At 50.6% G+C, this 19,121-nt stretch carries 15 protein-coding genes; 9 read left to right on the forward strand and 6 right to left on the reverse strand.

Going from position 1 to position 19,121, the window contains the following annotated elements:
- Positions 1 to 173 precede the first annotated feature (173 nt).
- The 5 genes from recJ (at position 174) to Mal48_RS19290 (ending at position 6,275) form a co-directional block, all read left to right on the forward strand.
- Positions 174 to 1,943, forward strand: a complete 1,770-nt coding sequence (gene recJ, locus Mal48_RS19270) for a single-stranded-DNA-specific exonuclease RecJ (protein ID WP_145203483.1) — start codon at positions 174 to 176, stop codon at positions 1,941 to 1,943.
- A 127-nt stretch (positions 1,944 to 2,070) separates the two neighbouring features.
- Positions 2,071 to 3,048 carry a mannonate dehydratase gene (locus Mal48_RS19275; protein WP_145203486.1) on the forward strand — a complete coding sequence of 326 codons (978 nt, stop codon included), beginning with the start codon at positions 2,071 to 2,073 and terminating at the stop codon, positions 3,046 to 3,048.
- 142 nt (positions 3,049 to 3,190) lie between these two features.
- Positions 3,191 to 4,414, forward strand: a complete 1,224-nt coding sequence (locus Mal48_RS19280; RefSeq protein WP_145203489.1) for a mandelate racemase/muconate lactonizing enzyme family protein — start codon at positions 3,191 to 3,193, stop codon at positions 4,412 to 4,414.
- Between the two features lie 8 nt (positions 4,415 to 4,422).
- On the forward strand, positions 4,423 to 5,691 hold the full coding sequence (locus Mal48_RS19285; protein WP_145203492.1) for an MFS transporter: 1,269 nt from the start codon (positions 4,423 to 4,425) through the stop codon (positions 5,689 to 5,691).
- Between the two features lie 188 nt (positions 5,692 to 5,879).
- Entirely contained in the window at positions 5,880 to 6,275 is a 396-nt protein-coding gene (locus Mal48_RS19290) for a RidA family protein (RefSeq protein WP_145203495.1), read from the forward strand.
- 148 nt (positions 6,276 to 6,423) lie between these two features.
- Here the strand turns inward: Mal48_RS19290 and metW are convergent, their stop codons facing one another.
- The 6 genes from metW to Mal48_RS19320 form a co-directional block, all read right to left on the reverse strand.
- On the reverse strand, positions 6,424 to 7,107 hold the full coding sequence (metW, locus tag Mal48_RS19295; protein ID WP_145203498.1) for a methionine biosynthesis protein MetW: 684 nt from the start codon (positions 7,105 to 7,107) through the stop codon (positions 6,424 to 6,426).
- A gap of 150 nt (positions 7,108 to 7,257) precedes the next feature.
- A complete protein-coding gene (metX, locus tag Mal48_RS19300; RefSeq protein ID WP_145203502.1) occupies positions 7,258 to 8,442 on the reverse strand; it encodes a homoserine O-acetyltransferase MetX in 1,185 nt (394 codons plus the stop codon).
- Between the two features lie 250 nt (positions 8,443 to 8,692).
- On the reverse strand, positions 8,693 to 9,946 hold the full coding sequence (locus Mal48_RS19305; RefSeq protein ID WP_145203505.1) for an aminotransferase class V-fold PLP-dependent enzyme: 1,254 nt from the start codon (positions 9,944 to 9,946) through the stop codon (positions 8,693 to 8,695).
- 129 nt (positions 9,947 to 10,075) lie between these two features.
- The gene (locus Mal48_RS19310; RefSeq protein WP_197441837.1) at positions 10,076 to 10,522 is read right to left on the reverse strand and encodes a SufE family protein; all 447 of its coding nucleotides are present in this window, start codon (positions 10,520 to 10,522) and stop codon (positions 10,076 to 10,078) included.
- Positions 10,523 to 10,810: 288 nt separating this feature from the next.
- Positions 10,811 to 11,677: a hypothetical protein gene (locus Mal48_RS19315; protein ID WP_145203507.1), complete on the reverse strand. Its 867-nt coding sequence runs from the start codon at positions 11,675 to 11,677 to the stop codon at positions 10,811 to 10,813.
- Positions 11,678 to 11,876: 199 nt separating this feature from the next.
- The gene (locus Mal48_RS19320) at positions 11,877 to 12,434 is read right to left on the reverse strand and encodes a DUF309 domain-containing protein (RefSeq protein WP_145203523.1); all 558 of its coding nucleotides are present in this window, start codon (positions 12,432 to 12,434) and stop codon (positions 11,877 to 11,879) included.
- A gap of 1,426 nt (positions 12,435 to 13,860) precedes the next feature.
- Here Mal48_RS19320 and Mal48_RS19325 point away from each other — a divergent pair.
- The 4 genes from Mal48_RS19325 to Mal48_RS19340 all read left to right on the forward strand — a co-directional run bounded on the left by Mal48_RS19325 (position 13,861) and on the right by Mal48_RS19340 (position 18,862).
- The gene (locus tag Mal48_RS19325) at positions 13,861 to 14,688 is read left to right on the forward strand and encodes a 3'-5' exonuclease (protein WP_145203526.1); all 828 of its coding nucleotides are present in this window, start codon (positions 13,861 to 13,863) and stop codon (positions 14,686 to 14,688) included.
- Positions 14,689 to 15,051: 363 nt separating this feature from the next.
- Entirely contained in the window at positions 15,052 to 15,588 is a 537-nt protein-coding gene (locus Mal48_RS19330; RefSeq protein ID WP_145203529.1) for a hypothetical protein, read from the forward strand.
- 256 nt (positions 15,589 to 15,844) lie between these two features.
- A complete protein-coding gene (locus Mal48_RS19335) occupies positions 15,845 to 17,674 on the forward strand; it encodes a DNA-methyltransferase (protein WP_145203532.1) in 1,830 nt (609 codons plus the stop codon).
- Between the two features lie 12 nt (positions 17,675 to 17,686).
- The gene (locus Mal48_RS19340) at positions 17,687 to 18,862 is read left to right on the forward strand and encodes a lactonase family protein (RefSeq protein ID WP_145203535.1); all 1,176 of its coding nucleotides are present in this window, start codon (positions 17,687 to 17,689) and stop codon (positions 18,860 to 18,862) included.
- The last annotated feature ends 259 nt before the right edge of the window (positions 18,863 to 19,121 follow it).

The following is a 19,121-nucleotide window of genomic DNA, read 5'->3' on the forward strand; positions in this document are numbered from 1 at the left end:
CCACGAACCTCGCCCGGCGACAATGTCGCGGAACACGATACCTCGTAACACATCGCATCGGAGCACAATTTGCGGCGATACTTTGAATCACTTTGGATTCCAGCAGCTTCGCGGTACACTCACATTGAAACGGAATTTCCGAAGAAACCACAAACAAATTGAGTCGACATCTTATGCCAAAACAATGGAGGTTTGCACCACACGATCAGGGAGCGATCAAGCGATTGACCAAAGAGATGTCCTGTTCGCCACTGCTTGCTCAAGTCTTGGCTGCGCGTGGAATTGAGTCGAAAGAACAAGCACTCAAGCTGTATACCACCCAAATGAAAGACTTGCACGATCCGGGATTATTACCCGGAGTGGAAGAGGCATCGGACCGCATGATCGCTGCGATGAAATCTCAGCGACGGATCACGATTTATGGGGACTACGACGTCGATGGCGTGACCGCAACGAGTATCCTGTGGCACTGCTTGAAACTCGCCGGGGCCAAGGTCGACTATTACATCCCCTGCCGACTCGAAGAAGGGTATGGCCTGAATCTGGAAGCGATTCGGACCCTCCACGAAGAAGACCCCGATCGACTCGTGATCACAGTTGACTGTGGAATCTGCAGCCTGAAAGAAGCAGCACTCGCAAAAGAGCTCGGCCTGGAATTGATCATCACCGATCACCACACCATGCTGGACGAATTGCCAGACGCAGCGACGAACGTCCATCCACGATTGCCGGGCAGTGAATATCCATTCAAGGAGCTTTGCGGGGCTGGCGTCGCCTTCAAGCTGGCGTGGGCTGTTTGCCAAAAACTGGGTGACGGAACAAAAGCTTCTCCGCGAATGCGTGAGTACCTGAAATCCGCCGTCGGACTGGCAGCCATCGGGACAGTTGCCGATGTCGTCCCGCTCATCGGCGAAAATCGAATCATTGTGCAATACGGCCTGTCAACACTGCTCGACAAATCCATGACCGGCCTGTCGATGCTTCTGAAAGTCGCCAATCTCGATGAACAAAAAGAGCTGAGTGCCGAAGATATCGGATTCGGAATCGGCCCGCGTATCAACGCAGCTGGCCGTCTGGGACAAGCTCGGCTCGCAGTCGAATTGCTCACCACTGAGAATCGTCAACGCGCTGCACAACTGGCCGACTATATGGATCAGCTCAACAAAGATCGACAAAAAGTTGAGCGAAAGATTTACAAACAGGCCAAAGAACAGATCGAAGAAAACCCCGAATGGCTCGAATCAGGTGCACTCGTCTTAGCGAGTGAAGACTGGCACCCCGGAGTCATCGGTATCGTTGCCAGCCGGATTGCCGAAAAGTACGAACGTCCGACAATCATGATTGCAATGAACGCAGAGTCAGGAATCGGACAAGGGTCAGGACGCTCCTTCCATGGATACGACTTGCACTCCGGCTTGTCCGCTTGCAGCGAACTCCTCGAGGCCTTTGGAGGTCACAAAGCAGCAGCTGGCTTACGGGTCAAGTCCGAGCAACTCGATGACTTTCGCCAAACACTCGGTCAAATCGCCTTGGAAGATAACTCGTCCGATTCAGCCCAACCTGAACTAGACGTTGATGCCGAAGTGACACTCCACGACTTAACGCATCGTGCAGTCAAAGAGCTCGACTGGCTCGGACCATACGGAGCGGCACATCGTCGACCAATCTTTTCAGCAAGCAACATCGAATTAGTTGAGCCTCCGAAAAAAATGGGGGGAGGCGAACGCCACCTCTCACTGAGAGTCCGAGACGGCAGCAAGGTTCTCCGTGCCGTTGCTTTCGGAAAAGGAGAATGGGCGGATGAAATGCAAGAGGCCATCACAGGCCCCTTCTCAATTTGCTTCACCACTAACATGAACCGCTTCCGAGGTTATGAAACGGTCGAACTCAAACTGGTCGACTGGCAACCCTCGGTCCAACATTCAAAAATTCGCTCGACATAAACCGCTAAACAGACTCTCCGCTTTAATGGTGAACACATGGTTTGTTCGACGATGACAATCACACCAGCTAAGATGCCGCCACAATTATTGCGTTTCCCACATAAGTGAAGTTCAGCAGGCGGCCACAATGAAACTTGCGAGCGTTCTCACTCCGCCCAGTCCGGAAAACATGCAACTCGCCGTCCAATGTGGGGTCGAAGGGATTGTGACGCGGTACCCTGGACCAACGTTGAACGACCTCGTCACCGTAAAGCAGCGCATCGAGGACCATGGCCTGCAACTCTTCGCGATCGAAGGCTATCTGCCGATTGAAAAGATCAAGTTGGGTATCGACGAAGATGGGAGTGAGATGCGAGCAATGAAAGAGTTGATTCGCAATCTCGGCACAGTCGGCGTTCCGCTTCTCTGCTACAACTTTATGGCGGGAACAGATTGGGTCCGAACGGAACTGTCCGCTCCTGAACGTGGAGGAGCAAAGGTCACCGGGTTTAATCTTCAACAGGCAGAGCAAGCAGTTTCTCTCAATGCCACCGAAAGTGAACTCTCCCAAGAGGAAATTTCCGCAGAGAAACTTTGGGCGAATCTGGAAGCCTTTCTCAAAGAGGTAATTCCCGTCGCAGAAGAGGCTCAAGTCACTTTGGTGATGCACCCGGATGATCCTCCGCTGCCGGTGTTCCATCGCAAAGCGCGCATCATGAATTCCATCGAGGCGTTTGAGAAACTGGTCGCTCTCGTTCCAAGCCCGAGAAATGCCATCTGTTTTTGTCAGGGAACATTCGCTGCGATGGGTGTTGACACCCCCTCCACAATTCGCCGACTCGGCCGCCATATTCAATACGTTCACTTCCGTGACGCCCAAGGATCTCCTGAAGCATTCGTCGAAACATTCCACGACAACGGCCCAACAGACATGGCTGCCGCACTTCGTGCTTACCAGGAAATTGGATTCAATGGGCCGATCCGTCCCGATCACGTCCCGCAACTTTATGGAGAAGACGATGGAGAACCGGGCTATACGATGCTTGGCCGCTTGTTTGCATACGGTTACATTCGTGGGCTGATCGACGGAACAAAAGATCGCCGGACACCAGAAGTCTCCAGCTAAGGCAGTTTGAAAAGACTTATGTACTCCGTCTCATCAAACTGTCTCGTGGTACTGGTCGAAAATTTATGTAAAAGCCTTCACCCACGGACACGACAAGCATTGCAAATGCTCCCAACGACAACGAATTTAGAAACGAGTCACCATGCCTAAAATCACTGCTATTGAAACTGTGATTCCGTCACAGATCATGACGAACCTGATCCTGGTTCGCATTCACACCGAAGATGGAATAATAGGCTGTGGGGAAACGTACTACACGCCGCATGCCATTGATGGACTGATTCATGACTGGATGGCGGAACGGCTCATCGGCAGCGAAGCCACCGACATCGAGGCACACTGGCGGTTTCTTTACGAGCGGTGTTCCGCTTTTGGACTGCCGGGTGCAGAAATGCGTGCTCTCTCGGCTATTGATGTCGCCTTGTGGGATATCATGGGACAAGTTTGCGGACAACCGGTCTGGAAGCTGCTGGGAGGAGCAGTTCAGCCGGAAGTCAGAATCTACAACACCTGCGGAGGCCCCGGATACGGGACTCTGAAACAGTCGAAAGTCGAGACTTCACAACACCCCGGCTGGCCCGGCTATGGAGACGAAGGGAAACCGGGACCACTGCAAGACAACTGGTCTTCCATTCATGCTGCCGGGGACCTTGCAGAGGAACTCGTCTCTGAAGGGATCACCGGAATGAAGGTCTGGCCGTTTGATCGCCATGCCCACAAGAACAGTGGCCTGTATCTTTCGCGCGGTGAAATCGAAGAAGCGATGAAACCTTTGCGGGACATCCGTGATCGCGTCGGAGATCAAATTGAAATCATGATCGAAGGACACGCATTTTTCCAACTGGCATCGGCACTCCGAATCGCTGATGCACTGAAGGAAATTCGCCCGTTGTGGTTGGAAGATGTTTTGCGAGTCGACAACGTTCAAACTCTTGCAGACTTTCGGCGTCAATCGGGAATGCCCATCGCAGCCAGTGAAATGGTCCTCGGAAGAACATCTTATCTTTCTTTACTGAATGCGGGCGCAGCCGATTATGTGATGGTCGACCCGACCTGGGCAGGAGGGATCAGCGAAACTCGCCGAATCATCGAACTCGCACAAGCGTTCAATGTTCCCGCGACGATGCATGACTGCACCGGACCACTCACAATGTATGCCGGGCTTCACTGTTCGGCAGCTTCATCGAACGTTGTCTTTCAGGAAACAGTTCGAGCACACATCCGCACGTTCTATCATCAACTCGTCGACCGCCAGCCGGTCATTGAGAATGGTCGACTTCAACTTCCGACCGATCCGGGACTTGGCACCAGCTTGCTCCCAGAATTATTTCAACCGGGACAATCAAGCTACCGTCTAACAAAGTAACCAAGCCTATGTCCACTCATGTTCGTCATCACGTCCTCGGAGCGACAACGCTCGCTGCGGTGATGCTGTATCTAGACCGTATCTGCATCGCTGAAATCGCCAAGGAAGAGGCTTTCAAGTCTGACTTGGGAATCTCTGACACACAGATTGGCGTGGTCCTCGGTGCCTTCTTTTTCACTTATGCACTGGGACAGGTTCCGGCAGGTTGGCTGTCGGATCGATTCGGAACCAGAACCATGCTGCCGATCTACATCGGCATCTGGTCGCTCTGTACGATTCTCACCGGATTGGCCAACGGCTTCCTCATGCTGATGGTTGCGCGACTGTTGTTTGGTTTTGCCCAAGCAGGTTGCTACCCATCAGCTGGGAGTCTCATCAAACGCTGGATGCCCATCCCCCAGAGAGGCCGAGCGAGTAGCGTCGTCTCGTTTGGCGGACGCTTAGGTGGGACGATTGCACCGATCCTGACTGCATGGCTGCTGAAAGACTATCTCTCCTGGCGAGCTGTCTTGATCTTGTATGGCACAGCCGGTTTTCTCGTCGCGTTTCACTTCTGGAGAATCTATCGCGAGACACCCACAGAGCACCCCTTGTGTGATACTGGTGAACAAGAATTGATCTCCTACGGCGATGACGACGCGGGCGACTTGAGCCCGCCTCAGTTTCTGCCACTGCTCCCATTGATCCGCAGCCACACAATGTGGTTGATGAGTTTTTTACAGTTCGGAATCAATCTCGGTTGGGTCTTTCTGGTGACCTGGCTGCCGACGTACCTGCAGGAGGTGAAACATGTCGACCCAAAAACAGGCGGGTTGATGTCGACGATCGTGCTGGCCTCAGGAATTGTGGGAACGCTCTGTGGAGGAATGGTGACAGACATTTCGGTCCGGCACTTCGGGCGGCGATGGGGGCGTTCACTCCCTATGGTTACCTGTTATACAGTCGCCATGATTGCTTATCTTTCCTGTTTAAGACTGGAATCGGCCTGGAGCTTTGTGATTGCCGCGTCGATCGTTGCATTCGCGACTGATCTCAGTGTCCCTTCGATTTGGGCCTACATGCAGGATGTCGGTGGAAAGAACACAGCTGCGGTGTTTGGCTGGGGAAACATGTGGGGAAACTTCGGAGCCGCGACATCCCCATTGCTCGTCCCGATCGTAGTCGATGCAACGGTCCCCGATGCCGACTGGACGCCCGCCTTTTACCTCTTCTCGCTGGGGTATCTCATGGCCGGCTTATGTGCCTTGGGAATCAACGCGAACAGCAAAGTTGAGTGAAGCCAACTGACCAGATAGAGCCCCCCAATACTTGTCGTGCCCATGAAGGCCAGTTGCATGAGTTTTCAGACAACTTATTTCAAGGCGAAACGTACCGGATATGGATCCAAATATTGTTCGGAAAAATGACGTCCTGAACGACTCCAACTTCTCACTTATTTGAAAAAAGACAACCAGAAAGACGAAAAATGTCCCAATCAAACATTCAATACCCGCAAGACGAAAACACTCCCACTTCACATCTCCCTTTCAGCCCCTGTGCAGTGGTCGGGAATCTTGTGTTTGTCTCTGGTCAGGCTTCCGTTGATGCCTCTGGAAAAATTATCGGAGACAGTTTTGAAGGAGAGTTTCGTCGCTCAATCGAGAACCTGCGCGCGGTCTTGAAGACGGCAGGGTGCGATCTGCAAAACATCGTTCAGACGAGGAACTATGTCCGCGATGACGCCGACCTCGCGGAATACAATAAGCTCTACGCAGAATACTTTCAGAACCCGCTGCCAACGCGGACAACGATCACGAATTGCCTGCCATCTACGATTCGCTACGAAGTTGAGTGCATCGCTGTACTGCCCGAAGCAGATTAAATCTGCCGAACAGGAAGACGCTGAACAGAAACTCAGTGCGTACCAATTCAAAGAGCTCGAATCTGGCATCCAAGCAGCCTCAGACGGCGACGCCAAAGAACTACTGAGGCCGGTTCGGATGCACCGCTTCTCCAAAACTGTTGTCTCTTCAAACTGAAGCGGCGACAGTTTTTTCTTGTGGAGACAGTTCATCCTGCGGCAGCACTGGCGCTGAACGTTCGAGAACATACAACGCACTGTGGGCCCGTAAATTGGCAAAGTACGCTTTCTTGACAGCCCGGTCACCAATAATGGGGAGTTCCCTCAGGACACGAAAATTCCCTTGGCTGGCGAGTTCGCGGAAGTCGACAAGCGACAAGAAGTGAACGTTTGGTGATTCGTACCATTCATAGGGGAGATGGTCGGTCACTGGAGCGCGCCCGCGCAGAGCTACCTGTAACCGAATTCGCCAATGTGCAAAGTTAGGAACCACGACCAGCGCTCTTTTCGCCACCCGGAAAATCTCATTGAGCAAGTCGAGCGGTCGATCAATTTGTTGCAACGTTTGGCTGAGAATCGCGAAGTCGAAGCTTTGCGAAGGAAGTTCCGCGAGGCCGGAATTCAAATCGGTCTGGAGCATCGGGACCCCTTTTTCGATCCCTTTAATGAACGCATCGTCATCGAGTTCGACTCCAAACACATCGCACCCATGATCATCTCGTAGTCGTGCAACTAAAGTTGCGTCTCCACAACCCAGGTCGACAACTCTGCTTCCGGGAGTGATCTTATCGATGATAATATCATTCGTCACAGCAGATCGTGGATCAGGTAAGTGGATTCGTTTTGCACACATAGCGACAATTCATCTTTGAGCATTCTTGGAAAAGAGGTCTGCGTTCTACAGCGGCAGTATTTTTCAAATTGGTTTTCGTATCTCACCTTGTGAAATTGATCGACTCATCACATGTAAACAAATGCCACGAAGAGAGAGACACGAACTGTTCTACTGCCGGTCAGAGTATGTCCTGGCCAGAAACGGGCTGACCAGACTTCCGAGTTTGGGCAATTCCTGATCAATCAAAAATGCATCGTGACCGTATGCACTTTTTAACTCCTTGAAAGTGACATGCCGTTTCGCATCAACAAGCGCTCGAACGATCTCTTTACTTTGTGGAGTTGGGTAAAGCCAATCGGTGTCATACGAAATGACGAGAAACCGACTTTGCACCCGAGAAAACGCATCTGCAATCGACCCATATGCTTCACCTAGATCGAAGTAGTCCATCGCCCGCGTCAACGTGAGATAGCTGTTGGCATCGAAGCGTTCAACAAAACGATTTCCCTGATAGTGCAGATAACTTTCAATTTGGAATTCTGTTTCCGATTTCAAATCGAAACCAAATTCATCTCCATTTTGCAGCTTGCGTCCAAACTTCAACTCAATCGACTGTTCGGAGAGATAGGTAATATGGGCCACCATCCGAGCGAGTGCGAGACCGAAGTGCGGCTTCTCCTCTTCACCGTAGTACCAGCCATCCTGAAAGAGTGGATCGCTGTAAATGGCGCGTCGGCCGACTGCATTGAATGCAATTCCTTGAGCGTTGAGCTTGGGTCCAGAGGCAAGCACAATCGCTGCCCCAACTCGCTCAGGTCGATTAACAACCCATTCGAGGACTTGCATCCCCCCTAAACTTCCCCCCACAACGGCAAGGACGTTTTCGATTCCCAAATGATCCAGCAACGCATTGTGAACATTGACGATATCCCGAATCGTGATGAACGGAAAATCGGGGCCGTATGGTTTTCCGGTTTGCGGATTTTCCGAACTGGGACCCGTCGTCCCCTGACAGCCGCCAAGGATATTGGAACAGACAACGAAGTATCTGTTTGTGTCGATCGCTTTTCCCGGACCGATGAAGCCGTTCCACCAACCTGGCTTCCTTTCCTTTTCGTTGTGCCTGCCCGCCACATGAGCATCGCCCGTTAACGCATGACAGATGTAAATGACGTTATCTTTTCTCGGCGAAAGCGTTCCATATGTTTGGTAGGCAACGGTGATCGGCCCAAGTGTCTCACCACTTTCGAGCACCAATGGAGATGGAGGCGCGAAGAGTGTTGCAGATTGCCGCTCCACAAACCCATCCGGGGAGGAAGAAGAGCTATCAGTTTCGGCGAAATCGGTGGACATACTCGGAAACGTTGTATTCGATAAAACGAGAAGTGGTACTGGAAATTCTATAAGATCCAACAAGAGCTAACCAATTGGTCGTTGCCTTCAGGAGAGGCAAAGACCATTTCAGCATTGTCTACACTTCTTAAGAACCAGTCCGAAAACCTCTGAAATGGCCGCTTTCCTCAACGTTTGACAGAGCAATTTCAAGTTTCGGGATCAGTTCTAAAAATAATACCCGACCCGCTGTGTGATTTCGAGCAGGTTTTCATCCCAAACGTAACCGGTGCCGAGCGAATTGCAAGGCGTCGACCAAGCGATCAATGTCATCTTGATTATTATACAGGCCGAAACTGACACGAACTGTCGAAGAGACCCCCAAAAGATCGTGCAGCGGCATTGTACAGTGATGACCGTGACGAACGAAAACTCCTTTACGATCCAGAAGCTGGGCTAAGTCCTCTGGGTGAGCGCCTTCCATCGTGAAGCTGAGGATGGCACCTTTGTGTTCAATTGAAGGGCCGTAAATGGTTACCCCGGGAAACTCCATCAACCGTTGATGAGCAGATTGCGTTAAGCTGACCTCGTGCCCGTGCATCGCCTCGAACCCAATACCTTCAACGTACTCGACGGCGGTTTTCAGAGCAATCGCCTGAACAATCGGTAGCGTTCCCGCTTCAAACTTCGCTGGTGCTTCAGCCCAACTCGAGTGGTCTTCATAAACACGGTCAATCATATGGCCACCAAAGAGCAGGGGATCGGTCTGCTCCAACAGGTCGCTGCGCCCGTACATGATGCCGATTCCGGTCGGACCATACAGCTTGTGCCCGGAGAAAGCCAAGAAATCAATTTGATCAGCGATGACATCAACAACCTGATGCGGCACACTTTGAGCAGCATCGACAACGAAAACCCCTCCAACATCGTGGATACGTTTGGAGAGTTCCGGGATTGGATTGATCGTTCCGAGAACGTTCGACATCCCGGTCACCGATAGAATCTTCGTTTTGGGAGTGATGAACTCATCAAGTCGCTGCAAGTCGAGTCGCCCGTCTGCTGTGAGAGGGAGATAGCGGACAACCGCCCCGGTTCGCTCTGCGACCTGTTGCCAGGGGACAATGTTCGCGTGATGCTCCATATGGTTGAGGAGAATTTCATCACCTGCTTTCAGATGACGTCCCCCCCACCCGAAGGCGATCATGTTCAGGGACATCGTCGTCCCGGAGGTGAATATAATCTCGGAACTGTCATCAGCATTGATCAGACGGCGAACTGCTTCACGGCTTGCTTCGAGTTCTTCGTCGATTTGCGCTCCAAACTGGTACACGCCTCGATAAGCATTGGCGTAGTGGGTCTCGAGAACTTCTCTTTCAGCGTCGATGACACATTGTGGTTTTTGTGCTGACGCTCCACTATCAAGAAATGTAACAGGAGAACCATTCGGCAGCGTTTCTCGAAAAACGGGAAACTGATCACGGATGGCAGCGATGTCCAATAATTGAGTCTCCATAATCTTGCTCATGATTTCTTCGCTTTCACAAAACCTGAACAAGTCCACGCCGTTCCAGTCCAGAAAATGATCTCAGTACTCTTGTCAAACATTATTACTCGCTCACCTCAACCACGTGAAGAGGGGCCGAAAAGTGATAAGTTATTCCGAATCCTGAGATGCAGCGAGAATTGCGATTTGGCGGACACGTTTGACCATTCCGAACAAACCATTCTTCCTTGCGGGGCTTAAATACCGATCAAGTTCGAGTTCGTGAAAAATTTCTTCAACGTCCGTTTCGACGATCTCTTCTGGCGTCTTGTCGTCGTAAATCGCCATCAGAACAGCGATTAATCCGTTGACGATCATGGCATCACTGTTGGCCAGAAATCGAATCGTGGCAGGCTCATGATCTTCATTCACTGATGCAATCAGCCAAACATTACTTTGACACCCATGCACTCGGTTGGGTTCGATTTTCGCATCATCGGGAAGTTTTGGAAGTTCGAAACCCAAGTCGATCAGAAAGTCGCAACGTGCTTCCCAATCTCCCAGAAATTCGAATTCTTCTTTGAGTTCCTCAAGCGTCATGTATGTTGTCGAAGACATTCTGCCTCCACCTCGCGTTTACTGATTAATTCGTCCCTGTATCTTAGGGGGCTAGTGAGAATGATCAAATGGCTCAAGCCACCTGAATTATTTCAAGAATCTGGCCTTGAGAGCCAGTCCGAAAACTTTTGAAATGGTTCATTTCCTCACTAGAGCAGTTTGCTCTACCGTGTGCCCGTGATGAACGCATATCTCTACTAATAATAATGTTCGCCACGAGGCAGATCCTGCAAACCAATTCGGAAGATGCTCTATTCGAGAGAGCAATCTCAGGTTTCAGGATCAGTTCTATATTGTGTTTGGGCCGTCCTTGAACTTTCCGCCCTCTTCGTAAAAAGGAGAGAGGTCAATGCCTCCCTTTTCCTCCTGCTCCAGCAGTGCCAGCCTGGCTTCCAACCGATGAATCCGAGCCTCCAATGCAGGATGAATCTCGGGTTTGACGACAGTTTTTCCTCGCGGGACAACCGGATACCCGAGCTGTCTCTGCAAAGCGGCAAACAGGTACAACGGATCCTTCCCGTGATTGGCTCGGGCAATCCGACCAGCCCGTGAGTCAAACAGAACAGGATACGAAGGACTGTATTCCGGGTCGTTTTGACGTTTTTGTACATCGATCACATGCTGTTCCGAACGCATGTAGAGCATGTCAGAAAAATCGACTGTCCCGAGATCGAACCGAATTTTTCGTATCCAGTCCCGCCAATCTTGAGAGTAGACGGAATCGCCCGCAATCGCAGAAACTCCGTGGTCGTACCCAAGTCGATTTCGTGCGAGACACTCAAATTGATAGATAAACAACGCCGCCTGATCGAGCTCGTCGGAACTTCGAAACTCCGCTTCGCGTTCGAGGATCTTCAATGCAACACGAAAGTCAAACCGAGCATTATCCTCTTCTGCTTTCTGAACGATGAATGTTTGAAACGGGGAAAAATAATGCGACAAACGTACCATTCCGTCACCCAGACGTCCGTTCAATTGAATTTCCCCAATCAGAAAATCAATTGCCATCGGCAACTTGGTTGTGGTCAGAATTTCTTCTTTCAGAGCAGAGAGTATCTCCTGTGAAGGCGTGCTGTCCTCTAACCGCTCGCGATAAACACGAAAGAAATATGCCTGTTCAATATACTCTTCTCGACCAAGTGCCGAACCAGCCATCTGTTTTCCCACGATCTCGACACGTATCGACTCTCATAAAACCTGAACGAGCTCTCAAAAATCGCTGACACCATGACGCTGAAATCCCAGCAATGACATGACAGCGACTTCAACTGAATACATTCCCAAAAGCATCGCACGCAGAGGCTTCTGCAGAGCTATTCAGCCTCGATGAAACCGATCCAAGCAAAACTGAAATTTAGAGCAACGGAATTGGCTCAGGCAGCAGAATAAATGGGAAGACTCTCAACGGACGACCGGGCTCCAGATCCGACGGGTAACTCAGCTGAGCTGCGCGATCCGCTGCGAACTGCAGGATTGTGAAATCGAGTCCGCAATAGCGATCCTGATCCGATTCCGCAGCGACGTCTGCGAACACTTCGCCAGCAGAGGCCGCGTGCCGGCGGACTCCGTGGATACTTTCTTCACGAACCTTGATCCCTGCAGCAGCCATCTTGACGAGACCTTTCAGAAACAGGCCACACATCGAATCGACACCTGTTGCTCGCATCAATCGTTCCCACTCATCATGAGCTTCCCAATAGAATCCGAGATTGAAGTAATCCAGGGCGATCAGATAACTGCGGTTTTCAGTCCACTGAGCCTCTTTCAGTCCTTTAGGAGGCTGCGGACGGCGGTTGTAACTATGGCCACGGGGGTCCCGATAAGGATGCGGTGACCCTGACCCAGGAATGTGCGTGTACCGAGGGAGATCGGTAGAGGGAAGCAATCGAACAAATTTTTTAGTAGATTCCATTGGACAACTCGACTTTCAACGGATCGGGAGGCACAATCAGGCGGTCTGCTTGACTGGCCTCTACGGACTGACTTTCAGTAGGAATTCACTACGGAACACGATGCCCAGCGTTCAAGAGACATTGGGAGCCTTCGTTTCCACGCTTCTTCAGTATCCTGCTGATCTGAATTGGGACGTGCCCCGAAGTCTCCTGCAGGCGTGTTGCGCCTGCTTCTCAAACGTCGCTGGAAACCAAATTCACTTCAAATGAACCACCAGAAATAAAGAACTGCTCTGAATATTTGAATTTCGGATCTCAAAATCTGAGAAAGCCTTTTTCAAATCATCCTCGAAACAGGTCTCGAACTGGTCAGTAAAAACGACTGAACATTACTTGTGGCGTCACATTCACCATTAATGTCGTTGACTGTGACGGGAAAAAATTGTGACAGAACATGGGTTCTGTTCATGAACCTTCGGTAACAAGAGTTGAACTTTCATCGCAGTGATGCGACCATGCTCGTGACTATTGTCTTGAAGGAGGTTTGCCTGAAGGTTGGTCACTCTAGGCTGTTTGGCTGAAGGAAAAATGCAGATCGACAAGAGTGATTGTTTGAAAGGATGAACTGCCACCTTTCAAAAAATGATGCCCTCACCTTTAGGAAGCAACCGAGTCTATTCGGCTGAAGAGTCCGTTCAACTGGTTATTTGATGGCAGGCCGCCATCTCGACAGAGGAGGTCTGCGAGAAACCATTTTCCTTTGAGCAACGTCGATTAGAACACGTTTTGGGTGGATTGTGTAGACTGATTTTTACAGAATTCTCGCATTCACCCCATCAAAGTCCAGTCAGGCAGGATGAGTTGGTTCAAGCGGATTTGAGCGAGCAGACCAAAATCAACGCTTCCGAATGCGTCGATCTCACAAAATCCCAGCCTTTTCTACATTTTCGATACTACAGCTTCCCCGAAAATGCAGCTCCCGACTTTCTTCTTTTTTCTCAACAATTCTTCTCACTCCCCCGCCCCTCAAGGCCCGCTTCATCAAAGTGGGAACACTTTCAAAGTGTGAACACTGTGAGAGTTAGGCAAGAACCATCCCCCCATTCACCTCGACCAGACACTCCTCCTCACCCTGCGATGACCACACCCCTCCCAGCTACTCTTGATTCCCTTCCCCCCTCTTTTCTAGTGAGTTGTTCTTTTCACGTTCTGTAGCGCTCAGGCCTACGAAACAGGTCGTGCCCCTTACATTTCAATAACGCTCTCGTAAAAACAGCACACCCATAACTGCATTCAAACCTTTTCACATAAAGGAAATTCACCCACTAATGCAGGTGAAGTCAGAGTTCGTTAGAATGGACAAATCCCATTCGGGAGATTGCATCAAGCGAGAAAACCGCGAATCTTCATGGTCATCAAGCCAAAATTCATGACTAAGGAAACGAAATGTTTGATACTAGCAACGACGTTTCCTACCTGATTTTTGATGTCGAAGCGGTCGGCGATGGCGATTTGATCTCCAAGGTAAAATATTCCTCTGAAGAGCTCTCCGGGGAAGACGCTCTGAGGAAATTTCGTGATGAGCTGATCGAGAAGACCGGAAAAGATGTCTTACCGCCGACTTTTGTGTTGCCCATCTCTGTCGCGGTCGCCAAGGTCTCTGCCAACTTTCGCTTGATCGACCTCACGGTACTTGATGAACCGGAATTTCGTCCTGCTGTGATCGCAAAAGGCTTCTGGGCTGGCTGGAGACACTACGGACGTCCGACTTTAGTCACCTTCAACGGACGTGGTTACGATGTCCCGGTGCTCGAGTACGCAGCCTTTCGCTATGGTCTTTCACTGCCAGACTGGTTCAACCTGTCAGCTCCGGCGTACGAACAGGCTCGCAATCGATACAATCGCAAAGCCCATTTTGACATGATGGATCTATTTGCCAACTTTGGAGCAACACGCATCACCGGGGGGCTGAACCTGTTGGCGAATCTGATCGGCAAGCCAGGCAAATCAGGCATCGATGGTTCGCAGGTGCAAGATATGTACACTGCCGGCAAGGCCAAAGAAATCAACGACTATTGCCGATGCGACGTCCTCGACACCTACTTTGTCTTTCTCCGGGCTCAAGTCTTGATGGGAAAGCTGTCTCTGGATGAAGAACAGGAGATCGTCGCCGAAACAAAACTCTGGCTTGAAGAGCGTCAAGAATCGCAACCTGCGTTCGCCCACTACCTGCGTCAGTGGGGAGACTGGTCTCCTCCGACACCTCACATCTGATACGATTTGCAATATCCATCAGATTCTTGTTGCATTTGTGCGAAACCTTTTCATAGAATCTGCGTTCATTGATGAATGGCGTGTCAGCCATTTCGCATTCGCGAATTCGCTGAACTCAATCAAGACGCCATTGACCGCTCGGTCTTTAAGGATTGTGGACTATCTCACAGAGTCGGTTTGTCGCCCGTGCTTATAATCCGAGAATTCAAGCAGGGCACGCTTGGACAAGTACAAAGAACGTATCCGAAAACCTACGCAATGTGGATTTGCTTGATGAATGATTTTCTCTTCGTTTGAGAGACCAACATCAGGTCGTCGGATCAGTTCAAAAAAACATTTCCCATGTTCTAAGGAGATTTAGGTATGAAGAAGCTTCTCATGTTGACCGTCGCTGTTGCGACTCTTTCCACAATGGCCATTGCTGGTGGACTCGAAGTTGGTGAAGGCGTTGGCGCATTTTACGTCAAAGACGTCACCGGTCCTGCTGCTGGAACAAAACTTTGCTACCGTTGCCGCTACGGTCAAAAGCCAGTTGTGAGCATCTTCGCTCGTAACATGGATGACAATGTTGCCTCACTCGTAAAAAGTGTCGATGGTGTTGTCGCCAAGAATCAGTCAAAAGACATGGCTGCATTTGTCGTGCTACTTTCAGATTCACCAGAAGCAACAGAAGCGGACCTCAAGAAAGTTGCTCAAAGCAAAGGGATCACCAGCACTCCACTCACAACCTTTGATGGAGTCACAGGACCATCGTCTTACAAAATCTCAAAAGACGCTGAAGTCACTGTCATGATGTGGGTTGGCGGAAAACTGAAAGTCAACGAAGAACTCAAAGCAAGCGATCTTTCAGCTGAAAAGATCAATAGCATCGTTGGCAAAACAGGAACCATCCTGAACTAGAACCAGTCCGAAAAATCTCTGAAACAGAAGTTTTTCTCAACGTCTTGAGGAAGCAATTTCAAGTTTCAGGATCAGATCAAATACGATTCTTCTCTCCCTTGGCTGAAGATCTAAGATCAAGGCCAAATGGAATCAATCAAGAGCACCCGTCGCAACCTTGCGGCGGGTGCTTTTTTTTTCGTTGTTGTTAGAATAGATCACTCTCTCACAACGCGAGATTTCCCTACATGCTCTTGCTGCCCAACCAATAAATAACATGGACGACTTCCTCAACACGATCCATCAGGGTGACTGTATCGCTGGCATGGCGAAACTCCCCGCCGGGAGCATCGACCTTGCCTTTGCCGATCCCCCATTCAACATTGGGTATGAGTACGATGTGTACAACGACAAACTCGGCCGAGAGAAGTACCTCGAATGGTCGCGTGAATGGATCGCAGGCGTTTATCAGGCCCTCAAACCTGATGGAACGTTCTGGCTCGCAATCGGAGACGAATACGCAGCTGAGCTCAAAATTCTCAGCCAGGAAGTCGGCTTCCACACCCGCAGCTGGGTCGTCTGGTATTACACTTTTGGCGTGAACTGCAAATACAAATTCACTCGCTCTCACGCCCACATTTTTTACTTCGTGAAAGATGCCGACAACTTCACGTTTCGCTCAGAGGACCTTGAGAACCGCATCCCCTCTGCTCGCGAACTTGTCTACAACGACAAACGTGCCAACCCCAAAGGACGCCTTCCGGACGACACATGGATGATCCGTCCCGCTGATGTCGTGGGCGAAATCATCGCTGACGATGGAACATGGTCTCCGGAGGAGATCAAACCAGTCCCCGACGATAAGCGAACCTGGACGCTACGCCCCCAAGACCTTGAAACCTGCTTTCAGGCAGATGAAAACACCTGGTACTTCCCGCGTGTTGCCGGGACGTTCAAAGAACGGCAAGGGTTTCACGGCTGCCAAATGCCCGAGCAACTTCTCGGTCGCATCATTCGCAGTTGCTCCAGCGAGGGTGATACCGTCCTCGACCCTTTCTCCGGAAGTGCAACGACTCTCGCAGTCGCCAAGAAATTGAATCGCAAATTCCTCGGCTTCGAACTTTCTGAAGACTACGTCGACTACGGACGCCAGCGACTCGAAGAGATTCGCATCGGCGACCGCCTCAACGGTTCCGCCGAGCCGACCAAAAGTGCTCCGAAAACTGACAGCAGCAAACAGAAATCATCTCGTAAGAAAGTTTCGAACAAACAACGTAATCTATTTGCTCTCGAAGAGCGTCTCGCAGAAACACAACTGCAAATGACTCTCACCGGGATTTGCGAAGCCTATAAACTGTGCCACGATGGATTCTCTGTCGACCGGATTGTGATGGACCCCGCCGCGAATGAAATGTTCACAGATGTTTGCCAACGCCTCGGCCTTGCAGGAGAACCGCGCACCTGGAACACGCTGCTCATTCAGTTGAGACGATCCGGGAAGTTTTCACACATCGAAGTGACGAATAAAACCGAGTTTAGCTGGGACGAAATCGATCCATTCTTCCATGCCAGCGAACTCGCGATGCAAAGCGTATTGGATGATGACCTAGCTGAAGACTTCAATGAAATTTTCAGCGACCCGCTCATCGCAAAAGAATTCGACCAACGCGCTTTACAGCATGCCCCAACACGGACTCCGTTTGAGCTTCGCTGGGCAGCCTTAATGCTCAACCAACAAAGTGAAACAGCGCGGACTCGTGGAGCCATCTTGAAGGCGCCTGCGAAGATCGGAAAAGCGATTTCGATTGACGACCTGAACCCAGAGCAGTTTCTGACCACACCAGGAGTTTATCTTTTAGAGCAGGGGCCCAAGAAAAAACTTTACGCGGGTGAAACGCTCAATCTCCAACATCGATTCACCACAATCTGTGAATCCAAAGAAGCACTCACCCCCCTTGGGAACAATCTTCAGATCCGCATCTTTCCAACCCAAACGTCCTCCGCCGATATCCTCGCCTGGCAAAGCTGCTTCATTTCCAAACACAATACTAAACTGAACTACCAGAAACTTTCTGGAGTTCCACAAACTCAGACATCGACCATTTGAAACGGAACATCCATGAAACGCACACTTATCATGACTGTCCTTTTGGTTTGCTTACAGGCTGTCTTCACAATGAACGAGGGCTTCGCTCAAAAAGAGAGTATCGATGCGGTTCGGGTTTATGTGGGGACGTACACTCGCAAAGAGAGCAAGGGGATTTACACGTTCACGCTCAATCCTAAGACTGGTGAAACGTCTGAACCAGAGCTGGCAGCTGAGTTGGTCAACCCTTCGTTTGTGGCGATCAGTCCTTCCGGAAAGTTCTTGTATGCCGTGAATGAGGTGTCGGACTTTGCAGGACCAGGTCAGGGGGCTGCGGGGGGAGTGACTGGGTTCCAACTTGATGCTCAATCCGGCAAGCTGACCAAGATCAACAGCCAATCCTCAGGCGGACCGGGAGCGTGTCATTTGACCGTCGACCAGACCGGAAAATGCGTACTCGTCGCTAACTACGGAGGCGGAAGCGTTGCTTCCCTTCCCGTCAATACAGATGGTTCGCTCAAACCGGCAGCCAGTCTCATGCAGCATATCGGCTCAAGCATTAATAAACGTCGACAGAAAGGGCCGCATGCTCACTCCGTCAATGTCGACGCAGCGAACAAGTTTGCCGTCGTCGCAGATTTGGGTCTCGACCAACTTCTGGTCTACAAACTCAACGCAGAAGATGGAACTCTCACACCAAACGACCCTGCGTTTACCAAAAGCATCCCCGGAGGCGGTCCTCGACATCTCTCTTTTCACCCGAACGGGAAGCACGCCTTTGCCAACAATGAAATGCTGCTTTCGGTGACAGCTTACAATTACGATGCCAACAAAGGGGTATTGACACCGATCGAAACTTACTCAACAGTCCCCGAAGGAACCGGAGTTGAAGGGAACTCGACAGCGGAGACTCTGGTCCATCCGTCAGGGAAATTTCTGTACGTCTCAAACCGTGGCCCCAACAGCATTGCAATGTTCCGCATTCGTAAAGATGGAACTCTGAAACCGCTGGGATATGCACCGACAAATGGAGAAATCCCCAGAGGGTTCGGAATCGACCCGACCGGAAATTTCCTTCTGGCAGCCAATCAAAACTCAGACACAGTAGTCGTCTTCCGCATCGATCAGAAAACCGGAAAGCTGTCAGCGACCGGAACCGTCTTGAATATCTCCACACCGGTCAACGTTCGCATGTTGGCAATCGACTAGAAAATCTTTCGAATTGGTTTGCAGGACCTGCCTCGTGGTGAACAGTATTTTTACTAGCGAAATGCGTTCTTCACGGGCACATGGTAGAGCAAACTGCTCTAGATCATTGCCAATACTTGTCGCGCCCGCGATGTTAACTTTCATGACTTCATAGAGATTTACTCTCCAGAAATCGCCTCTGTTGAGTATTCAAACTGTGGTCCATCTGTGTCGTTCAATTTAGACTCCTTGCAAGTCTTTAGAACTTGAGAAACAAAGA

The sequence above is a fragment of the Thalassoglobus polymorphus genome (genome assembly GCF_007744255.1).
Classification (GTDB): Bacteria; Planctomycetota; Planctomycetia; order Planctomycetales; family Planctomycetaceae; genus Thalassoglobus; species Thalassoglobus polymorphus.

Bases quoted from the DNA above. Each gene is read 5' to 3' on its own strand.
- recJ (WP_145203483.1), top strand. From the start codon at position 174: ATGCCAAAACAATGGAGGTTTGCACCACACGATCAGGGAGCGATCAAG.
- Mal48_RS19275 (WP_145203486.1), top strand. From the start codon at position 2,071: ATGAAACTTGCGAGCGTTCTCACTCCGCCCAGTCCGGAAAACATGCAA.
- Mal48_RS19280 (WP_145203489.1), top strand. From the start codon at position 3,191: ATGCCTAAAATCACTGCTATTGAAACTGTGATTCCGTCACAGATCATG.
- Mal48_RS19285 (WP_145203492.1), top strand. From the start codon at position 4,423: ATGTCCACTCATGTTCGTCATCACGTCCTCGGAGCGACAACGCTCGCT.
- Mal48_RS19290 (WP_145203495.1), top strand. From the start codon at position 5,880: ATGTCCCAATCAAACATTCAATACCCGCAAGACGAAAACACTCCCACT.
- metW (WP_145203498.1), bottom strand. From the start codon at position 7,107: ATGTGTGCAAAACGAATCCACTTACCTGATCCACGATCTGCTGTGACG.
- metX (WP_145203502.1), bottom strand. From the start codon at position 8,442: ATGTCCACCGATTTCGCCGAAACTGATAGCTCTTCTTCCTCCCCGGAT.
- Mal48_RS19305 (WP_145203505.1), bottom strand. From the start codon at position 9,946: ATGAGCAAGATTATGGAGACTCAATTATTGGACATCGCTGCCATCCGT.
- Mal48_RS19310 (WP_197441837.1), bottom strand. From the start codon at position 10,522: ATGTCTTCGACAACATACATGACGCTTGAGGAACTCAAAGAAGAATTC.
- Mal48_RS19315 (WP_145203507.1), bottom strand. From the start codon at position 11,677: ATGGCTGGTTCGGCACTTGGTCGAGAAGAGTATATTGAACAGGCATAT.
- Mal48_RS19320 (WP_145203523.1), bottom strand. From the start codon at position 12,434: ATGGAATCTACTAAAAAATTTGTTCGATTGCTTCCCTCTACCGATCTC.
- Mal48_RS19325 (WP_145203526.1), top strand. From the start codon at position 13,861: ATGTTTGATACTAGCAACGACGTTTCCTACCTGATTTTTGATGTCGAA.
- Mal48_RS19330 (WP_145203529.1), top strand. From the start codon at position 15,052: ATGAAGAAGCTTCTCATGTTGACCGTCGCTGTTGCGACTCTTTCCACA.
- Mal48_RS19335 (WP_145203532.1), top strand. From the start codon at position 15,845: ATGGACGACTTCCTCAACACGATCCATCAGGGTGACTGTATCGCTGGC.
- Mal48_RS19340 (WP_145203535.1), top strand. From the start codon at position 17,687: ATGAAACGCACACTTATCATGACTGTCCTTTTGGTTTGCTTACAGGCT.